The sequence below is a fragment of the Myxococcus qinghaiensis genome (genome assembly GCF_024198215.1).
In the GTDB taxonomy this organism is placed as follows: Bacteria; Myxococcota; Myxococcia; order Myxococcales; family Myxococcaceae; genus Myxococcus; species Myxococcus qinghaiensis.
The window spans coordinates 123,040-141,152 of record NZ_JAKCFA010000005.1; the positions used below are offsets into that span (position 1 = coordinate 123,040).

16 protein-coding genes and 9 tRNA genes are annotated in these 18,113 nt (G+C 65.2%); 14 read left to right on the forward strand and 11 right to left on the reverse strand.

The window, feature by feature from the left end; genetic code table 11:
• Position 1: 1 nt before the first annotated feature.
• The 7 genes from LZ199_RS10455 to LZ199_RS10485 all read left to right on the forward strand — a co-directional run bounded on the left by LZ199_RS10455 (position 2) and on the right by LZ199_RS10485 (position 892).
• Positions 2-154: a hypothetical protein gene (locus LZ199_RS10455; protein ID WP_253993512.1), complete on the forward strand. Its 153-nt coding sequence runs from the start codon at positions 2-4 to the stop codon at positions 152-154.
• Between the two features lie 105 nt (positions 155-259).
• Positions 260-331, forward strand: a tRNA-Gly gene (locus LZ199_RS10460).
• Positions 332-345: 14 nt separating this feature from the next.
• Positions 346-417: transfer RNA gene (locus tag LZ199_RS10465), tRNA-Ala, on the forward strand.
• A 37-nt stretch (positions 418-454) separates the two neighbouring features.
• A tRNA-Leu gene (locus tag LZ199_RS10470) sits at positions 455-530 on the forward strand.
• A 9-nt stretch (positions 531-539) separates the two neighbouring features.
• A tRNA-Pro gene (locus LZ199_RS10475) sits at positions 540-615 on the forward strand.
• 28 nt (positions 616-643) lie between these two features.
• A tRNA-Pro gene (locus LZ199_RS10480) sits at positions 644-718 on the forward strand.
• Positions 719-821: 103 nt separating this feature from the next.
• Positions 822-892 (forward strand) — tRNA-Ala (locus LZ199_RS10485).
• 6 nt (positions 893-898) lie between these two features.
• Here LZ199_RS10485 and LZ199_RS10490 read toward each other — a convergent pair.
• Together LZ199_RS10490 and LZ199_RS10495 are read right to left on the reverse strand one after the other, a co-directional pair.
• Positions 899-1,288 (reverse strand): VOC family protein, encoded by a 390-nt coding sequence (locus LZ199_RS10490; protein WP_253993513.1) that lies wholly within the window; start codon positions 1,286-1,288, stop codon positions 899-901.
• Positions 1,289-1,378: 90 nt separating this feature from the next.
• Positions 1,379-2,170 carry a helix-turn-helix transcriptional regulator gene (locus LZ199_RS10495; protein WP_253993514.1) on the reverse strand — a complete coding sequence of 264 codons (792 nt, stop codon included), beginning with the start codon at positions 2,168-2,170 and terminating at the stop codon, positions 1,379-1,381.
• Between the two features lie 207 nt (positions 2,171-2,377).
• On the opposite strand from LZ199_RS10495, the gene LZ199_RS10500 reads away from it, so the two are divergent.
• The 4 genes from LZ199_RS10500 (at position 2,378) to LZ199_RS10515 (ending at position 2,956) form a co-directional block, all read left to right on the forward strand.
• Positions 2,378-2,581, forward strand: coding sequence for a hypothetical protein (locus LZ199_RS10500; RefSeq protein ID WP_253993515.1), 204 nt, complete (start codon positions 2,378-2,380; stop codon positions 2,579-2,581).
• Between the two features lie 107 nt (positions 2,582-2,688).
• Positions 2,689-2,761, forward strand: a tRNA-Glu gene (locus LZ199_RS10505).
• Between the two features lie 30 nt (positions 2,762-2,791).
• Positions 2,792-2,864, forward strand: a tRNA-Glu gene (locus LZ199_RS10510).
• Positions 2,865-2,882: 18 nt separating this feature from the next.
• A tRNA-Arg gene (locus LZ199_RS10515) sits at positions 2,883-2,956 on the forward strand.
• 100 nt (positions 2,957-3,056) lie between these two features.
• Here the strand turns inward: LZ199_RS10515 and LZ199_RS10520 are convergent.
• The 5 genes from LZ199_RS10520 to LZ199_RS10540 form a co-directional block, all read right to left on the reverse strand.
• Complete coding sequence (locus LZ199_RS10520) at positions 3,057-4,277, reverse strand: tyrosine-type recombinase/integrase (RefSeq protein WP_253993516.1); 1,221 nt, start codon at positions 4,275-4,277, stop codon at positions 3,057-3,059.
• On the reverse strand, positions 4,274-4,501 hold the full coding sequence (locus LZ199_RS10525) for a helix-turn-helix domain-containing protein (RefSeq protein ID WP_253993517.1): 228 nt from the start codon (positions 4,499-4,501) through the stop codon (positions 4,274-4,276). The genes LZ199_RS10520 and LZ199_RS10525 overlap by 4 nt, the downstream gene beginning before the upstream one ends.
• Before the next feature lie 2 nt (positions 4,502-4,503).
• On the reverse strand, positions 4,504-5,085 hold the full coding sequence (locus LZ199_RS10530) for a hypothetical protein (protein WP_253993518.1): 582 nt from the start codon (positions 5,083-5,085) through the stop codon (positions 4,504-4,506).
• A 34-nt stretch (positions 5,086-5,119) separates the two neighbouring features.
• Positions 5,120-7,132, reverse strand: a complete 2,013-nt coding sequence (locus LZ199_RS10535; RefSeq protein WP_253993519.1) for a DNA polymerase — start codon at positions 7,130-7,132, stop codon at positions 5,120-5,122.
• A gap of 77 nt (positions 7,133-7,209) precedes the next feature.
• Complete coding sequence (locus tag LZ199_RS10540) at positions 7,210-7,740, reverse strand: hypothetical protein (RefSeq protein WP_253993520.1); 531 nt, start codon at positions 7,738-7,740, stop codon at positions 7,210-7,212.
• Positions 7,741-8,093: 353 nt separating this feature from the next.
• Here LZ199_RS10540 and LZ199_RS10545 point away from each other — a divergent pair, with 353 nt between their 5' ends.
• Positions 8,094-9,425 (forward strand): hypothetical protein, encoded by a 1,332-nt coding sequence (locus LZ199_RS10545; protein WP_253993521.1) that lies wholly within the window; start codon positions 8,094-8,096, stop codon positions 9,423-9,425.
• A 22-nt stretch (positions 9,426-9,447) separates the two neighbouring features.
• Here the strand turns inward: LZ199_RS10545 and LZ199_RS10550 are convergent, their stop codons facing one another.
• The 4 genes from LZ199_RS10550 to LZ199_RS10565 all read right to left on the reverse strand — a co-directional run bounded on the left by LZ199_RS10550 (position 9,448) and on the right by LZ199_RS10565 (position 16,151).
• Positions 9,448-11,271, reverse strand: a complete 1,824-nt coding sequence (locus tag LZ199_RS10550) for a DEAD/DEAH box helicase family protein (protein WP_253993522.1) — start codon at positions 11,269-11,271, stop codon at positions 9,448-9,450.
• Between the two features lie 11 nt (positions 11,272-11,282).
• Positions 11,283-12,737, reverse strand: coding sequence for a PD-(D/E)XK nuclease family protein (locus tag LZ199_RS10555; protein WP_253993523.1), 1,455 nt, complete (start codon positions 12,735-12,737; stop codon positions 11,283-11,285).
• A gap of 114 nt (positions 12,738-12,851) precedes the next feature.
• Complete coding sequence (locus LZ199_RS10560; RefSeq protein WP_253993524.1) at positions 12,852-13,607, reverse strand: hypothetical protein; 756 nt, start codon at positions 13,605-13,607, stop codon at positions 12,852-12,854.
• A 96-nt stretch (positions 13,608-13,703) separates the two neighbouring features.
• Positions 13,704-16,151, reverse strand: coding sequence for a virulence-associated E family protein (locus tag LZ199_RS10565; protein WP_253993525.1), 2,448 nt, complete (start codon positions 16,149-16,151; stop codon positions 13,704-13,706).
• Positions 16,152-16,934: 783 nt separating this feature from the next.
• Between LZ199_RS10565 and LZ199_RS10570 the strand changes: the two genes are divergently transcribed.
• Positions 16,935-17,651, forward strand: a complete 717-nt coding sequence (locus tag LZ199_RS10570; RefSeq protein ID WP_253993526.1) for a sigma-70 family RNA polymerase sigma factor — start codon at positions 16,935-16,937, stop codon at positions 17,649-17,651.
• The gene (locus LZ199_RS10575; protein ID WP_253993527.1) at positions 17,651-17,959 is read left to right on the forward strand and encodes a hypothetical protein; all 309 of its coding nucleotides are present in this window, start codon (positions 17,651-17,653) and stop codon (positions 17,957-17,959) included. Before LZ199_RS10570 ends, LZ199_RS10575 begins: the two co-directional genes overlap by 1 nt.
• Positions 17,960-18,113 lie beyond the last annotated feature (154 nt).

Consider the following 18,113-nt stretch of genomic DNA (forward strand, 5'->3'; position numbering starts at 1 on the left):
CATGACGACGACGAACCTGACGAGCCCGATGAACCCCGAGATTCTGAACGACACTGTCACCGGCATCGATGCGCTCGCGCCCGTCGCCCTTGCCACCGCTCTTGCCCCAGCCCTGCTGGGTGATACCGCCGGCGGTCGTCCGCCCGGAACCTGACGCTTCCGCGCCCGTTCTCGAACGTGGCATGGCAGGCAGGGCCGGGCTCCCCAGAGGGAACCCGGCCCTTCTCATTTTCCGGGCAACGCACCAGCACCAGCACACGCAGCCTTGGCCGAGAGGCGAGGCACCTGAGCGCCACTCAGGACGACGCGGGTTCAAATCCCGCAGGCTGCTTTCAAGACATTCATGGGGTCGTAGCTCAGCGGGAGAGCACTCGGTTCGCATCCGAGCGGTCCCGGGTTCAAATCCCGGCGGCTCCACTCAATTGCAGTCGTTGTCGTCGTGTCTGTTTCAAACGCCGCGGTAGCCCAACCTTGGTAGAGGCGCTGCACTCAGAATGCAGAGGTTGCGGGTTCGACTCCCGCTCGCGGCATGGTGGTTTCGGGACGTAGCTCAGCTTGGAATAGAGCGCACGCTTGGGGTGCGTGAGGTCGCTGGTTCGAATCCAGTCGTCCCGACTCGTCGCACGCAGTGGAAGAGGGTTTCCTGGATGTAGCTCAGTCTGGCCAGAGCGCACGGTTCGGATCCGTGAGGTCGCAGGTTCAAATCCTGTCATCCAGATGTGTGGTTTGTATTGCTCCGGGATGCGATTGGATCGCAGCACGGCCGTCTACCGTGTGAACAGGGTTCGATTCCCTGTCGGAGCGCTGGCAGCACCCCTTCAGGGATCGTGGCTTAACGGGAGAGCACTCGGCTGGCGTCCGAGCGGTCCGGGTTCGATTCCCGGCGATTCCATTCACCTCAGGCGGAGATGGGGGAGCAGATCTCCACCAGCACGCCGTTGAGGTCCTTCACGTAGGCCACCGTCTGTCCCCAGGGCTTCTGCTTGGGTGGATGGACGGGGCTCGCGCCTGACTGCACCGAGCGCTGGAAGGCGGCCGCGACGTCCGGAGTGACGAGCGCCACCTCCACCGCGGCGGCGGTCTCCTTCGGTCGATGGAAGCGCACGGTGAGGCCATTCTGGGCCGCCATGTCCTCCGACGCGAAGGCCAGGGCGGTGGAGCCCGTCTCCAGCTCTCCGTACGTGTTGCTCTCGTGGATGAAGCGCCGCTTCAGGCCGAACGCCGTCTCATAGAAGGCGATGGTGGCGGGCACATCCGGGACGTAGAGGATGACATAGCCGAGCTGCATGGGAGCGCTCCGAGGAGAAGGTGAGGTGCTGCCGAGTGACGCGGGTCTCTCACGGCGCCGCCGGAGCGTCTTGAAGAATTCGGACAGGACTCATTCCAGCAGCCCGGTGGGGGACACTCCCGCCAGCTCGCGAACCTCGCGGGTGAAGTGGGCCTGGTCGGAGTAGCCGCAGTCGAGCGCCAGGGTGCTCAGGTCCTGCTGCCCCGTGCGCAGGTGCGTCAGGGCCCGCTGGAAGCGGAGCACCCGGGCGAGCAGCTTGGGGGCCACGCCCGCTTCGTCCAGGATGTCCCGGTGCAGGGTGCGCTCGCTGATGCCCAGGGTCCGGGCGAGCGAGGACATGCGCACCTGCCCGTCGGAGGACTGGAGGCACTGGAGCGCGTGGGTGGTGCGGGTCCTTGGCAGGTAGCGAGGGGTGGCGTTGCGCTTCGTCAACTCCTCCCGGAGCAGCACCATGGCGTGCTCCACGGAGCGGCAGGACGCCAGTCGCTGGTGGAGGGCGCGGAACGCAGGTGCGCAGTCCTCTATGGGGACATTCAGGTTGCGCAGCTCGCGAGGGCTCACGCCCAGCAGCGCGAGCGCCCAGCCTGGCCTGAGTCGGATGCCCAGGTTCACCGAGCCCGGCTCCAGGTCGACGAGGGCGAAGCGCTCCATGGGGCCGACCACCGTCAGGCGGGGCTCGGCGCCACGGCCGACGGCGCTGGCGTCACGGAAGTGGACGATGAGGTCCGTGCAGCCGTCCGGGAGCACCCGGTGGACGCGGGGAGGTGTGCTCCCTTGGTGGGCAGTGGGGGCGACGAAGCGCCAGAAGGCGTCCACCCGGTCCGACAGGACACCCGAGGGAGACACCTCCGTATAACCACCCACCGCCTCACCCTCGTGCATCCCAGGCCCTCCTCATGCCGGGAAGATAACCCTGCGGGGAGGGGCGCGCGTACAGCTCGGCTCCCTTCTCCGTGCGAGAGGAGGGCCGACGCCGTCGACGATATTTCATGTGACACCGCGTACCTGGAGGAGCGGCCGATATGCCGTCCTGCCTGGGGACGTTAGGGCGAGTGAAACACGGCTGAGACACGGCTTGTCAGGAGGCAAATGCAGCTGCGTCTGTCCACGGCGAAAGGAGCGGTGACCATGCCGACGGTGAATCCGATGAGCCCGATGAATCTCAAGCGCAAGAACGACACTGTCCGCGGCATCGCCGTGCTGTTCGCGAACACCGAGCAGGACACCGCTTCTGAAGAGGATGAGTTCCTGGAGGGTATTGCTTCCTTCCGTGGTGCTCCACCCGGACTCTGAGCTTCCACGCCGCGTCTCACGACGTGGCATGGCTCTCCGAGGCCGGGCTCCCAGAGGGGACCCGGCCTCTTCCTTTTTCCGGGCCCCCTCACCCGCAGTACCCAGTTGCCTCGTTCGTCTATCGGCGAAGGACACCGCACTCTCACTGCGGAAAGACGGGTTCGACTCCCGTACGAGGTACTTCCCCACGCTGTCTCGCAGCAGCCAGTTGCCTCGTTCGTCTATTGGCGGAGGACGCCGCACTTTCACTGCGGAAAGACGGGTTCGACTCCCGTACGAGGTACTTCCCCACGCTTCTTCAGGTCTTGTAGCTCAGAGGATGAGAGCACTCGGTTGCGAACCGAGAGGTCGCAGGTTCGATTCCTGCCAGGACCATTGCGCAGCATGCACGCCGAGCCAGCGGGTGACGGCATCGGTCTGACGTACCGACTTCGCCGGGTTCGACTCCCGGGGCGTGTACTTCTTTTCTCTGTGGTTACAGGTGGTTGGCGGCGGCCTCCGTCTGTGTCGCACGTATGTCGCACGCTGGCGCAAGTGGCCTGTCCAAGACGGCGACGGCCTCTCTCCGGGTGTCGGGACTGAGGTGGGCATAGCGCATCGTCATTTCGATGGTGGCGTGGCCCATCAGCTCCTGGATGACCTTCAGCGGGACTCCTCGCATAGCGAGGTGGCTGCCGTAGGTGTGGCGCAAGTCGTGCCAGCCGATGCGCCCCTCTTCGCGGGTGATGCCTCCCGCCTGAAGGACACGATCAAGTGGTGCTCGCATTTTGCCTTTAGTGAGTGGCTGGCCATCCTCTTGGCAGAAGACGTAGCGCCCGCGAAGGTGCCGGTGCGCCTTGAGGGCATCAACCACCGATGCGGGTAGCTCGACAGCCCTTTCACGCCCGCCCTTCGGCAAGCCTTCCACCCCGCGCCAGATAGTCCGGCGGACGTGGAGGGTGCTCCGCTGCAAGTCCAGGTCGCTCCACTGGAGCCCAATGAGTTCTCCCTGTCGAAGCCCCGCCTTGATGGCGACGAGCAGCGCAGGACGCCACTCCGGCTCAGCGACGGCGAGAACCTGCTCGGCTTCCTCGAAGCTCAGGAAGTCGAAAGGCGGCTTCGGCAGCTTCCCAAAGAGCTTCACACGCGGCGCCTGCCGAATGGCCCGTTGCTCTTCTGCGAGCGTCAGCAGTTTGTGAAGCACGGCCAGAACGTTGTTGATGGTCTTCAAGCTCAAGGGCTTGGGCTCGACGTTCTGCCGCTTCCGGATAGCGCGCTTTGATGCGGACTCCTTCCACGTATGAGCCGCCGACTTCTTCTTGCGCATGAGCGCCTTGAAGTCTTCGATTTCGGCTGGGCCGATGCTCGCGAGCGCCATCGTCCCGAAGAAAGGGAGGATATGGTCTCTGAGAATCTGCTGCTTGCTGTCGACGCTTGAGTGTTTGTTGTTGTTCTCGCTATATGTGAGGAATCGCGGTGTGTAGTCCGCAAGCGTGATGGCGCTTTCCCCTCCGCACTTGTCCTTTCCGAAGGTCCCGCTGAGCAGAGCGTTGCGTAGCTCGCGTTCGTAGGCATCAGCACCACGGCGAGTCTGAACGGGCGAGAACTTCACGACTCGCTGTTTCCGTCCGTCCGCGTGCTGAAACACGAAGTCCACTTGCCACGCCTCCTCTGACTTCCCTTCCTTTGTCGTCCACTTCCGCAACCTGACGCTCATCGTCGACTCCCAAGCGCAGAATCGCGGCCCTTACCCGAGGGCCACGTTACCAGGGCATCCCGCCGAATGCGGAGTGCTTTTCCGATGCGAACGACGCCGGGCACCTGACCGAGCCGGATGGCCTCGTAGAGCGTCTTTCGGTTCACTCGCAGCAAGTCGGCAGCCTCCTCCACGGTGAGGAACGTAGGTGCGGCTTCCGGGCTGTTGGGTGTGGGCTCGGACATGGCTACCTCGGAAAGATGCGGCGGGGCGCGAGGCGACCGAGGGCGTGTAGCCCGATGCCGATGGCGTCCCAGACGTTGTGATGGAGGGAGGCGGCGGAGGGCAGCTCGACGCGCAGATGCTCGACGGCGTCGAGGCGCTGCTTGATGCGCTCGATGAACGCGTCCGCGTCGACCGTGCCCTTCCACTCACGCGGGTAGACGCTGCGACGGCTGGCAACGTTCGTCAGGAAGCCACCGAGCATGCCGACGACACCCGCCAGCTGGATGAGGTCGTTCTGGTCGCCCTTCTGGTGCGCGGCGGCGTAGACGCGGGGCATCTCGATGACGAGCTGAAAGGGCTCGTCACCCACGCGGGGACGTAGCCACTCACGGACCGCGAAGGCCATGGCTGCCCACGAGGCCAGCGACAGCTCGCCGTCCTGACGCTCGGGATTCTTCGGCAGGCCAGCGGCCAGGAGTGACGCGCGTTCGTGTTCTGGCACGGCGAACACGGCGACACCGCAATGACGAAGGCCAGGGTCGATGGAGACGAACTTCGCGGCGCGAGGCGCGGAGGGATTTCCGGAAGAAGGTTCGGTGGTCACTCCTTCTTCAATGGGGACACTTTCCGCGACTGGCTCACGCCGCCTTCTTGGCGTCTGGCTCCCACACCAGGAGACGCCCCGTGCTGTCCCTCACCGTGGCCGCGTCCTTCGAGAGCACGCGCGAGAGTGCGGGCTCGGCTTCGATGGCACCCGCGAGGTCCGGCGTCACCTCTCGCATCGCTTGCCGCATGAGTTCAGCCATACGCTCGGCGGCATCGTGGAGGAGGTTGGGACAGTCCGCGCGCAGCTCCGCCACCAACTCGTCATGCACCATGAGGACGAGGCGCGAGCCCCAGAGAGGAGAGCGACGGTCCGCGTACATCTCCCGAGACACGCGCCAGGTCGCCAGCTTCGCGCCCACGGCACCGAGTCCCTGAAAGGGCGTGTTGAGCCACTGCGTGTAGCTGCACGCGCCCCGGAGGATGTTGGCGCCCGGAATCATGACGTCCACGAGCTGGTCGTTGCGCGTGTACGCGCTGGCACGAGCGAAGAGGGCGCGCTGCTCGGGCCACGCGTCGAGCCACCTGTCGCCGTAGCGGCGCGACACCTCGACGCACGCGGCGCAGACCATCTTCACCTTGCCCTGGACGCGCACGGGGACGCGCTCGACGCCGCACGTGTCCGCCACCTTCGCCAACAGGCAGAACCGGACGCCGTCCTTGGCGCGCGCGTGGTACGCCATGCCGCCGGCCCCGAGGCCCCCGCCCTTGCCGAAGTTGAAAATCTTGGCGAGGGAGCGGAAGGATGTGGCCGTTGCCTCCTTGGCCTTCACGCGCGGTAGGAGGGCGTCGTAGCTCTCACCCAGGAAGGTGGCCGCCGCCGAGGTGTGGACGTCCTCCTTGGCCAGCAGCGCCTCGGCCATCCACGAGTAGCCCACATCCCAGATGGCACGCTGGGCCATGGTGCGAAGCTCCAGGCCGCCGTAGTCCACGGAGCAGAAGACGAAGCCAGGGCGGGCCTCGTGGCACTCGCGCACGCCCCCGCGCTGAGGAAGCTGCTGGTAGTCGCTGGAGACGCGCGTCGTGGACACCAGCACGTTGAAACGCGGGTTGAGGGGCGTAGCGGTGCCGGCCTCCAGCTTTCCCAGGTAGGTGGAGCGGTACTTGTCCACCTTGCCGGCCTTGCCCAGCTCCTCCAGCACCGTGTCGCCCGAGTCGAGGAGGGTGTCGCGGTCCGTGGCCACCTGTCCCTCGGGGAATCTGGAGGATGGCGGGGTGACGGGAGGCGAGCCGTTGTAAGCGGCGGTGACGAGCTGGGCGAGGCGCTTGGAGTCCTTGGTGCCGTTGGCGCGGAAGATGCCGGCGGCCTGGAAGTGCGCGCGGCTGGCCTTCCACTCCTGCTCGACACGCTGGCGCAGCTGCTCGACGCGTCCGGCATGGGTGCGCATTCCCCACACGGAGGCGAAGTGGAGCGCGAGGGCGGCGCGGAGCTGGTCCGCTTCGGCGTGGAGGTTGCCGCCGTTGGGGATGCTGGATGCAGCGCGCTCTTGCGAGAGGTGGACGTCCAGCGTGAAGCGCGCGTCGCGTAGCGGGTACTTCACGGCGCCTTCGGGCCACTGCTCCAGCGGCACTCCGTCCAACTCGCCGTAACGCAGGCGCCACGCGTCGGGGGCGTGCTTGTCGGCGGAGATGTCGAGGGCGAGGTGACGCCGCACCAGGAGGGCCAGCGGGTAGCGGGCGCCCTCGTCGTCCCCAAGCGGGCGGCCCGTCTCCGGGTCCACGCCATGGAGTCCCCGCGCAATGTCCAAGAGGGCTTCGCGGATGGCCACGTCGTGGAATCGCCCTGCCTCGGCGGCGGCGAAGACGGCGTCCACCAGTCGCGGGTCATCCGCGCACATGACACCCAAGTCGTACGGGAGATTGGCGCCCGTCAGTTCGACGTCCGGCGCACGGAGGGCCTCACGGAACCACGCGCGGGCCTGGGCGGCGGAAAGGAGCTGCTCACTTCCAACTGCGTCCAGGGCGATGGAGGCGCAGACGAGCGGCGGCGCCAGGAGGCCGGGTTGAATCGGGTACGTCTCGGTGTCGAAGCTGAAGAGGACAGGCACAACGCCGAAAGGCCCGTGACGTGGGCCAGCCGTGGCGCCCTGGGAGAGCGCCAAGAAGTCCAGAGGTGAAGGGAACGTCAGCCCAGGGCGTCAGCAAGCGGCGGGAGCTTCGCGGCGGCGCGCTTGGCTTCGATGGCGGCCAGCTCCGTGTCCGTGGGGCTCACGTTGCTCCAGCGGTAGCCCTCGATGACCTTGCCGGGCCTGCCGTCCTTCTCCGGGAGCGTCTTGGGGAAGACGTCGCAGTCCACCAGGAGGAAGGCGCCGGCCTGCTTCGCCTCGGTGAACTTGGCGATGAAGTCCGGAGAGACTTCGTGCTCCTCGGCCCCGGCCAGGGCCATGAGGAACGCCTTGAAGCGCCCCCCTCCGTTCTTCTTCGCGTCGGAGAGGTTCTCCACGTAGCTGGTGATGAGGCCGGGCCGCGTGGGCTCGGTGTTGGGCTGGGTACGTTCCGACGTCATCACCTTCACTTCAGCGATGGCGGACAGGCCCTTGAAGCCGTCCTTGGTGCGGATGGACTGCACCTCCAGTCGGTAGCGACCGGCCTTGAGATACTGCGCGCCGAGGGCGGCCTGAGAGGTGGCGATTCGTGCGAGTGCTGCGTTGCTCATGTCCCGTGCTCCCATTCGAGTGGCGGGACGTCGAGAGGACGTCCTTTCCTTCCCTTATGGGGACGCTTTCTGGGCGTGGCACAGCAGGCGAGGCGCCAAGAGGCTCCATGTGTGCTGATGTGGTGTGCTTGCTGGTCCCTTCGGCCCCTGTCTCCATATGGTTGAAGGAATTTCAGGTGCTTGCGTGCTTGGGGCAGGCCGTTTTTGCAGACTATTGCGATCATCTTAAGAGGAGAGAAGTGTGCTCATAGGTTGCTTCTCAGTCACTGACCGGTGTGAGAGATGAGACGAGCGCCCTGGTTTGAGGCCAAACATCGTGGAAGCTAACGCTGCATGCATCAGAGGAGGAGAGAATGGCGAAGTTTGATGAACTCTTTGTGAGTAGCAAGGGACTCATCGAGTCAATGAATCGCGCGTCGAGGCTACTGAATAGCGACGCAAGTGTGGTTGGTTTGGCTAAACAGCTTGCGTGGATGCATGACCCGCTCCATGGACTTGGTATTCCCAAGATGGAGGGCATGTTCGCTGGTGAGAAATTCTTGGCTGGACATCTCGAGCTGTCCAAATTGGCGAAGCAACTCAAATGGCTTAATGAGCCACTCAGGGGAGCTGGTCTGCCAGAAATAATGCAATGGCAGAATGGCCTAATTTCCTCGATAGGAAAGCTTGGAGCGCAAGATTGGCCCGGTGGCGTGCGACTGGGATTTGAGAATGCTCTGTTGGCGCAAGCTGCGAAGATTGGTGCTGCGTTTGAGAGCCCATTGGATGCTAAGATCTACTCGCAGCTATCCTCCTTGCAGAAGATGTTTGCATCGCCCATTGAGGATGTGGCTGGTCTCTCGGGGATGGAGAATCTAGTTGGCAAAGCTGGTTTTGCTGTAGGCGGGGCGCTCTCGTCTTATGTCGCGGAAGTTGGCAAGTCGGTGGCTGATTCTCTTGCATTAGGGAGCTTGGCCTCGACGTTTGCGGCTGTTGGGCTCATTGGAAAGTTTGATCCCATCCTCGTTGAGAGATTTATTGAAGCGGCGAGTTGGGTCGAATCCATCGATGAAGAGGGAGATGGAGGGGTGGAACTCGCAGAAGCTCGCGAGAATTCTGTAGTTGTTGATGCAGTAGCTGAAGTCGCGTCGCTAACGACTCTAGAACCAGGTGGCGTTTCTGAGAATCAATGGCGGCTGTTTGTGGAGGTGGTGTTCCGAGTCTGCGTTCGTATTTTTGGAACACCTCATGCCGCTGTCATGCGTGCGACCCCACACGTGAACCCATATCTCATGATGTTCTCGTTTGTTCTTTCGGTGCTCGCATTCCAGGCTCAAAGGAAGAGCGGAGTCGAGAGCGGGCAGGACGCCAAGGCATTGCTCAATGCAGTTCTCGAGGGGAACCGTGTCACGGCAGAGGAATCGGCACGGCTTTACGAAGTGATTGACCGACTGCAAAAGACGCTGGACCGACGGGATGGGCAGGGACTCGTTCTTCGGGTTGAGCGGAAGACGTTCCTGATGTCACATAGATCAACGGAGTCAGAGAAGCTCTTGGAGCTTCGTTCTGGACAACTTGTGGAGAGAACTGCTCGTCACTATAAATGGGTCGAGGTTCGTGTATTTGATTATGCGTCAGAAAAAGAGGTCGTTGGCTGGGTGCTGCGAAAGGAACTGGGAGAAGTCGAGACGGAGGTCCAGGATTGATGTTGTCGCAAGTTCTAGAGCCCTACAGAGGGAAGAGAGGGCGCGATAGTAGCTTTTGACGCTGACCTTCCGTCTGTTGGATAAATTGCGCTCGCTCGCGAGCCGTGAAGAATGCTGCGGCGTAGTCCTGAGTATGCAGGCACACGTCCACCTCGACGCATGGTGCCTGCTGGCCGGGCCGATGTGTGCGCGCGAGCAACTGTTCCCAGGTGGCTCCGTCCGAGGGCGGTGTCACTACGAGGTTCCGGGAGAACTGCTGGAGGTTCTTCCCAGTGGCGTGGGCCTTGATGCTCGCCACCACGGAGCGTCTTCCCGTCTCCCGGATGATGGCCTCGGACGCGGCTTTGCCCCCGCCATGGAACGGCACGCCCGCCGCCTTGGCGATGCGCTCGCCCAGTTCTGGGTACTCGACCCAGACGATTCCCACCCGCGAGCGCGCCCACTCTGCCGCGTCCTTCACGAGAAAGTCCGACACCCAAACGGCCTGGGGCTCGGGCTTCACGGCGGCATGAATCTCCACCCACTCCGCCCACGTTCCCGCGTGCCAGACGGGCTTGTCGCCCTCATAGGGCGGTGTCATGTGCGCGCGGATGGCGGCCTTGGTGAGCAGCCCGGGTGAATCCAGGTGCTCGCGGCGCTCGCCCTTGAGTTCTCCCCAGACTTCCTTGTTCCACGCCTTGCGCCGCGCGAACCACTTCTCAATCAGCTCCGGCGGCTCGCATCGCGGGTAGCGCCAGCGGTGGAAGAAGCCAGCGGACAGCTGCCGCGCGCAGGACACGGACTGGAGCTGCTCTTGGAACTGCTCTCCGTCCGGACGCTCGCCCGCGTGCGCCAGCTCGATGAAGGCGAGGAGCTGCGCGGGCACGGGTCCCGGGTAACGCGGGCGGATGACGAGCGGCTTGTCCAGGGCGCTCTCTTCAGTGGCCACCACGCCGCGCGTCGCGTTGCGGCGGCGCTGAAATCCCTCGCGCACGTGCTCGTCGGGCTCGCACAGCCGCTCCAGCGCGCCAGGAGGGGCCACCACCTTGCCCGGGTCCAGGGCTGTTCCCCATTCCTCGACGACGTGGTGTGCGAGCGGCAAGGGCGAGCCCTCACCGAGCGCCAGGCGCGAGAGGTGCGCGTAGTCCTTGATGCTCTTGGACGCGAAGGTGCCGGACAGCGCCACGAGGCGCGTCCGTGGGTGCTCCTCGAAGTAGCGGAGGAATCGGTCCGTGCGCGTGGACTTCGGGTCCTTGAGGTTGTGCGCCTCGTTGAGAATGACGAGGTCCGGGCGGATGCGCTCCAGGAGGTTCGTCGCTTCCTGGCTGGAGAGCTTGTTGTACGAAACGACGTGGAGCACCGGCAGACCCGCGCGGAACCACCTGCCGCCCGCGAGGTTGGGAAGCCGCCAGTGCGCGCCGTAGTAGCTCCACTCGATTTGGAACTGCGGCAAGAGGTTGGCGGGGATGAAGAGGACGGCCACGCGGCAGCCCGGCATCACCATGGGCATGAGGAAGGTTGTCAGCTCCTTGCCGTGGCCCGTGCCGATGGGCGCCAGGAGGCCACCAACGCGCGGTGCCTCCAAAAGTGCCTGGGCCTGTACCCGCCGCAACTGCGTAGGGCAGGGGCGCGGCGGGGACATGCTCGCGCAGCTACACGGACCGGGCGGCGCGCGTAGCTGGGCCTCCAGCGCCTCGATGTCCGCCGCTGTGTACGCGGTGGCGAGGTTCCGCCGAGGCAGGGCGAGGATGCGGCCGAGGTCCGCCGAGTAGCCCACGGGAGAGCGCCCGTAGACCGGAGCGCGCTCCTCGGGCGGCGGGGGGCTGGAGGGCGTGGGAGTGACGCCCAGTCGTTCAAGTAGCCGCATCTCGAGCCTCTTCAGCGAGCGCCGCGCACGAAGTCACCAGGGCCGCACAGGGGCTCCAGGGCCTCGACGGCGAGTTGCAGCAGCTCCGAGTGGGCGAGGCCGAGGGCGGCGTAGGCACCGGGGGCTGGCGGCGCGTTGCGGATGGCCATGGAGAGCGCCCCCTTCCACCTGCCGAATCCCAGCGTGCTCTCGGCTCCAGCAAAGCGCAGGTCCGCCACTCCGCCTGCCTCACTCACCTGGGCGGCCACCTTCGCCACGTACTCGGACAGCGACGCGGCGGGCATGTTGGGCACGCAGTCCACGAAGAGGCGCAGGCGCTCGTGCTGGGGGCTCGGCGCCGTGTGCGAACTGGTGACGGGCTCCTGGGGCTCGGCGGGCTCCGGAGAGGCCAGAACCTTCGGCTTGCGTCCACGACGCTTCGGCGCGGCATCAGGGGGGAGGGTAGGGGAGGCGGCCGGAGCGTCCGGGGGCAGCACGGCGGCCACCTCGGCACCAGGGCAGGACACATGCAGCACCTCGCCCGAGCGGAGCTTGCTGGTGTTCTCCGGCGTCAGGGCCTCGCCGCACCTGTCGCACGTCCCGAGAGGCTCGGGGATGACCTGGTGGGGCACGGTGAGCGGGAGCTGCGCGGCGGTGTCGGTGGCCTGGGGCTTGGGAATGAAGCGGTTCAACAGGGACATGGTGCGTTCTCCGGAGATGCACTGCGCTTTGAAGGGGCACCCGCCGTACTTCTCGCAGGCGCTGAAGTTGGGCGGCGCGTCAGCGGTGCGCATGGCGCGGGCCACCTCGCGCATGCGGCGCACCATGGGGACGACCTTCTCTGTCCACTCGCGCGTGACGTGCTCGACGCTCACCGAGGCCAACACGCTTGCTGCGCGCTTCGCGCCGCGCGTCTGGAAGTAGAGGTGCTCCAGCTCCAGCACGCGGACACCTGGGAAGCGCGCGTCCGAGAGGGCCGCCCAGACGCCGTAGCCCACCATCTGCAATCCGGCCTCGGTGCTCGCGTCGGACAGCTGCGCGGGCGTCGCCCCGTAGCGAGCCACGTTGGACGAGAACTTGTGGTCCGTGACGCGCAGCACGCCTTCCGAGAGTCGGCGCTGGTTGATGAGGTCGATGTGTCCGATGAAGGGGACACCGTCCGCCGACAGTGGCGAGGGCGTGCCGAATGGTTCTTCAACCAGTAGGTCCGCGCCCGGAGCTGGAAGCAGGTGGCGGCCTGCCCGCGCGACGTCGCCCAGGACGTCCTCGCCCGTGCGGAGGTAGTGCTCCAGTTGCGAGTGCCCCTCGACACCCAAGGCTTGAGCCTTGGTTTCCGGCTCGGGCAGGCGCAGCACCTTGACGAAGTACCAGCGGCGCGGACACAGGCTGAATTGCTTCAGCTGCGAGACGGAGAGGAAGTTGAGGACGCCCCCTTCCACGGCGCGGCGACGGGGGCCCTCGGCGGGCTGAAGTGCAGGAGCGTCCACACTCTATTCAATGGGGACGCTTTCCGCGAGTGGTTCACGCCAACGCGGTTTTGTTGAGCCGCGTGCATGTCGAGAGGCTTGAGGAGCCGAACATGGGCGGGTCGCGCCTGCTGCTTACTCGTCCGCGCGAGTGTCTATCCGCCGGAGTTGGTTGGTTCTCGTGTCCAGCAGGTAGACTGCGTCGAAAGTCGATGTGACCTTGAGCCCCTCTGTCAGCGCTGAATCCGTCGCCTGGATCCATGATTCGCCAGTGACGAGAAGCAGCCAGACCTCATTGAGAGACTGGGCTGTCTTATAGGCCGAGAGTCGTTGCTCCTTCGCTTTGACTGCTGCCTGTGCCGACGCCGCGCCCGGTCCCCAGTGGCCCGGGTATGCCTGAACGTCGGGATGGCCTAGCGGATTTCCACGAGGGAGCTGCTGAATCGTGATGAACTCAATGTCCGCGAATCCATGGTGAGAAAGCGCTACGGAGTTAATGCTGGCAATTGCGCCTGCGCTCAGGAGCGACGCTTGCGCGAAGATGAATGGCGCTATTCGCTCGGCCAGTTCATCAACCTGGGAACGCTTGAGGTAGAACGGTGATGTAGGGTCTACCTGGACCCCCACGGTGAAGTGCTCTGGGAGGTCGAGCTTTTTCAGTTCACGAAGCAAGGTGCTCGCAAAGGAGCGAATGTTTGCTTGGGTGGAGGCAAGCTCCTGCTCGGTCAACTCGCAGTGCTCCAAACCTACTCGGCGCCCATCCACGAGGAGAACGGCATCGGGCGCATCGCAGTACATTTCGACGCTCGCGTTGAGTCCTATGCGCCGAAGAAACTCGTCGATATGGCGCTTCTCGGTCTCTTGCTGCTTGAGTTTGTTCGTGCTCGTCATTGCCCACCTGAACCCAGGATGCTGAAGCGGGAGATGCCAGCGATATGACACAACTGGTCGAGTACGCCCGAATGCTCGGCCGCTGTCAAAGTGCCTTCACACCTGCGTGGCTGCCTTCCCAGGTGCGAGTCTCGCCACGGGACAGGGACGTGTCATACCGGGGGCCTGCTGGGGCGCGGTTCGGATGTTCTCCGGCGGCAGGTAGACCCACGTCTGCACGCCGGCAATCCGCCGCTGGGTGCGCTGGAAGCCGAGGCGTCGCAAGGCGCGCCCAATGTCGAGGCGGACGCCGCGCGGAATCTGCCCAGGCGTCGTGAGGAGTAGCGCGTCGCGGGCCACCAGCTCCGTAGTCACCTCGTTGCGCCTCTCGGGCGGCAAGCTCAACACCCACTGGAGAATCGTTTCGTCCGGGCCGCCGTCGGTCTCGCTTCGCTCTTGGGCGTGCTTCTCCGCGCGCTGTGCTTCCTCATTGTCCAGCCACCATTCCTCCCCTTCCTTGAAGCGCACCACGGCCTCGGCCCAGAGCTGGTCCCTCGCGTGCTTCAACCCCTCAAGGTCGATTCGCGTACACCGCACGGGCCACCAGCGGCGGTAGCCACTCGGGTCCGCGCGCAGGTACTCGGCGGAATTCGTGGTGCCCACGAGGACGCAGCGGCGCGGCGCTCGCACGGTGACGCGTCCATAGGGAGGACGGTAGGTGTCCTCGTTGCGCGACACGTAGGCTTTCATCTCCTCGGCGTCAGCGGCGCGCACGGTCGTCACTTCGGCAAGCTCAATCTGCCAGTTGCGGCCCGCCAGTGCGGCGCTGTCCTTGTCCCTCACGTTGATGGGCGCGTCGCAAAACCACTCCCCCGCGAGGACGCGGAAAGCCGAGGACTTCTTGAGTCCCTGGGGACCTTCGAGGATGAGGACCGTGTCCACCTTGCAGCCCGGCCGTAGGGCGCGGGCCACGGCGCTGATGAGCCACTTCCCGCTGATGGTGCGCAGGTGCTCGACGTCGCCCTGGGCGCCGAAGAAGTGCTCCAGCATGGTGTCCGCGCGAGGGACTCCGTCCCAGGTGAGGCCCTCCAGGTAATCGCGCAGCGGGTCATAGGTGTTCTTCATGGCCACCTGGCGCAGCACCTCGCGGACGTGCGCGGCGCGCGGAAACAGGCCCAGGCGTCCGTACTCACTTCGCTGGAACCAGAAGGCGATGTCCCCGTCCATCCCCTCGACGGGAGTTCCCTCGGGCAACGGGCCGCCGGAGTATTCCAAGTCCTTCGTGACGGCGTTGAAGCGGATGGTGCCTCGCCACTCGGGCGAGAGCGTCAGCACCGTGTGGAGGTTCGCCTCGCAATTCTTCAGGCGCGTGCCGGTGGGCGTCTCGATGGTGATGAGTTCCTTCCTCCACGCGTCCGGGTCCTCCTCGGCCACCTCGTTGACGGGCACGGACGGGGCGGGCTTCTTGGTGCCGAGGGACGTCCAGAGGGCCTCGTTGTCAGAGAAGCGCTTCGCGTCGCTCTCCCTTCGCCGCTCTCGGTGTCGGCGCAGCTTGAGGAGGGCCTGTTCGCGCAGGTGCTCGGTGCCCTCGCCCCAGTCCGTTGCGGCGAAGCACGCGCCGAACAGCTCCAGGACGATTTCCTCCGGCGTCTCCAGCGGCAAGGCGAAGGCGGTGGACGACATGAGCTTGTTCAGCGTGTTGTCCTGCATGCCCTGTGCGGCGAGCGGCTCCCCAGCCAGCGCGCGGCGGATGATTTCGGCGTGCTCGGGCTGTCGGACGCGGCGCAGCTTGGCGCGTAGCTCGTAGACGTCTGTCGGTCCGTTGAGGTCCGCCACGGCGATGCGAGGAGGCGCAGGGCTCGCGGGGGGCCTCGTCGCCAGAAGGGCATCCACGTCGAGCGCTCGGCCCTCGGAGGAATTGGCGACGAATTCGTGTTCGCCCGAATTATTCGGCAGAAAGTACATGCGAGAGGGATTTTTTGTATTCGGGTCCGCAGGCAGGGCCAGCAGTCGCTCCGCTGCCTCGCGCACCTGCTTCCACTCGGAGGGGAGGACGGGACGGCTCAGGGGGACGACGACACGCAGGCTATTGGCGCCAGGCCGGTGGCCATGCGTCGTGTGGACAATGGCCGCATACCCTTCGAGTTTCGCGGACGCGGCGTTGATTTGTTCCGACGAGACACCGTCCAAATCGAAGACAGCCACTGTCACGGTGCGGACATGGTCGTCCCGGCGCAACGGGCCCATGTCCACGGGGGCCCAGCCGCGTTGCTCCAGCTTCGCGGGGCACCTGTGGCCGATGCACGGCGCGCAGGACGTGACGGTAGGCGTGGTGAGCAGCTGCTTCAGCTCGTCCCACGTGACGTCCTGGGACTTGGGCTCGTTGTCTCGGACGTTGTCAAAGAAGGCCACCCGCATCCGCCCGTCTCGCGGCTCGGATGGAGTCTCACGGGCCGGAGTGCGCAGCGAGAAGACGCGGGGAGGCGCGCCTCGACGGCCAGCAACGCGTCGCACGCCCACGGACAGCTCGCCCGACTGAGCAAGCCACTCGACGGCATGCCTCACGTGCCTGTCTTCCGCTCCCAGAGAGAGTGCGATTTCGCCAGGAGTGAGAGCTTCGCTCGGACGAGAGGCAAACAGCGCACGCACCTGGGCAACGCACGGGTCTGCCGAGGGGGCGGGAAGGGGCGAGGACGCGAGAGAAGGGGTCACACCATGCTTAATGGGGACGCTTTCCGCGACTGGTTCAGGCGGGGATTTTCAAGCCATTTTCCAAGCCCCGAGCGGCAGCCCTCCCCGTCCGCCGCAACCGGCACCAGCGCACCGAGGGGGGGCCGGGACTTCCCTCTCCTCGTTCCTCTCGCGTGTGTTCTTATATTCCCTACTACTACCTCATCTCTCTTCTCTTGAAAGAGAGTCTTGAAGGAAGAGTTACATAGGAAGGGATTGAAATCCGCTCGCCTGGGAGTGCGCGAGGCCCACTTTTCGGCTCCGGATGCGGGCCACTCGCGGAAAGTGTCCCCATAAGTAGAGACATGGGCTTTGTCCTCTTCAGCATGGTTGAGACGTTTTGTCAGAGACGGGCGCTACGTTGCGTCCTTCGAGTCCCCCTCGTCGTGGGCGATGGCCTGCCGCGCGCCTGGGCGCTTCGTGTGCTCGCCGTGGTGTTGCTCGCAGCGCGAGCCACTGTTCTCCGCGTGAAATGGCAGACGCTTTGCTTAGCGATGCCGTTGCCTTCGAGTTCGGTGTTCCGTGCGTGTTTCACAACGATGCGAGTCGTAGGGGGCAGTCATGCTGTGCGGTAGAGGTCCGGTGAAACAAGCGTCTTCCCGGGGAGACGAACAGTCGGTGCGTGGTGGGCGTGGTCCGCGCGAGTCGCGGGAGTGGATTGATACGACGGTCCTCGCGATTCGCGCGTGCCGGGTAGAGGGCGACGCCAAGTCCGAGCGAGAGCTTTCCAACCGGCTGTTGGACATGCTGATGCCCCTGCTGCGAAAGCTCGCGGGTGAGTTCGACAAGGCACGCGGCTCCCTGTCGCGGGAAGACCTCTTCCAAGTCGCGGCGATGGAAGCCATCAAGGCCGTGGAGACGTATCAGCGCGCGAAGCGCGGAGAGCAGAGCTTCAGGACGTGGGTGAAGTGGCGAGCGCGGCGCGCCATCATGGACCAAATCCGCCTGCACCGAGCGGACGTGTGTCTGCCGGACCGGGCCCAGCGCGGCAAGGGCAAGTGGCAGCGGGCCGTGGACCTCATCAGCCGAGACGCGCCAGAGCAGGGGCTCTCCAGGTCCGCGACGCGCAAGCATGACGAACGACTCGCCCAAGAGATGGACAGGCTGGAGGACTTCCTCATCGCGCATGAGAGGTGCGTCCTTGTGCAGCGCGCCCTCGCGGAGCTGGAGCCCCAACTGGCGGAGTTGCTCTCACGCACCTACGGCATCGGCATGCCGCGCGAGGGGACACGCGCCCTGGCTGCGCGGTGGTGCATGTCCCGTCGACGCGTCGAGGAACTGCTGGCCGTGGCTCATGACGAGCTGCGCGAGCATCTGAGAGAGAGGCTCCGCTAGTGCCGGTTCTCGTCGCCGGGAAGGGCGGGCCTTGCGCGGCATGTGGCGCGCCCATCCTGGAGGGCGAGCGCATCGCCTACGAGTTGGCGACAGGCCCACGTCACCTCGCGTGTGCGGACAGGGCACCGGAGCTGCGTCGCAACAGGTACGCGGCTCGGTGCGCCCTCTGTGGCTTCCTGGTGCGCAAGGGGCGGGGAAGGCTCGACGTCACCGAAACATGCGAGGGCGGGGCCTTCTCGCGCGTCTGGCGCGTGTTCTGCTCGGACATCGCGGCGTGCAACGCTCGGCTCGCCCAGGTCGCTCGGTGAGATCTTGTCCTACATGTGAAACCTGTAGCTGGACTTAGCGAGCCCCCCGGGTCCGAATTTTGGACGGTGGGCCCGTTCCTGTCTTGCTCGGCGGACCCCCACGCTTGAAAAACTTCAAGAAAACGCCAGGGCCCTCTCGGGTTTTGTTCGGCCC

Bases quoted from the DNA above. Each gene is read 5' to 3' on its own strand.
- LZ199_RS10520 (WP_253993516.1), bottom strand. From the start codon at position 4,277: ATGAGCGTCAGGTTGCGGAAGTGGACGACAAAGGAAGGGAAGTCAGAG.
- LZ199_RS10560 (WP_253993524.1), bottom strand. From the start codon at position 13,607: ATGACGAGCACGAACAAACTCAAGCAGCAAGAGACCGAGAAGCGCCAT.
- LZ199_RS10495 (WP_253993514.1), bottom strand. From the start codon at position 2,170: ATGCACGAGGGTGAGGCGGTGGGTGGTTATACGGAGGTGTCTCCCTCG.
- LZ199_RS10540 (WP_253993520.1), bottom strand. From the start codon at position 7,740: ATGAGCAACGCAGCACTCGCACGAATCGCCACCTCTCAGGCCGCCCTC.
- LZ199_RS10525 (WP_253993517.1), bottom strand. From the start codon at position 4,501: ATGTCCGAGCCCACACCCAACAGCCCGGAAGCCGCACCTACGTTCCTC.
- LZ199_RS10455 (WP_253993512.1), top strand. From the start codon at position 2: ATGACGACGACGAACCTGACGAGCCCGATGAACCCCGAGATTCTGAAC.
- LZ199_RS10490 (WP_253993513.1), bottom strand. From the start codon at position 1,288: ATGCAGCTCGGCTATGTCATCCTCTACGTCCCGGATGTGCCCGCCACC.
- LZ199_RS10545 (WP_253993521.1), top strand. From the start codon at position 8,094: ATGGCGAAGTTTGATGAACTCTTTGTGAGTAGCAAGGGACTCATCGAG.
- LZ199_RS10550 (WP_253993522.1), bottom strand. From the start codon at position 11,271: ATGCGGCTACTTGAACGACTGGGCGTCACTCCCACGCCCTCCAGCCCC.
- LZ199_RS10500 (WP_253993515.1), top strand. From the start codon at position 2,378: ATGCAGCTGCGTCTGTCCACGGCGAAAGGAGCGGTGACCATGCCGACG.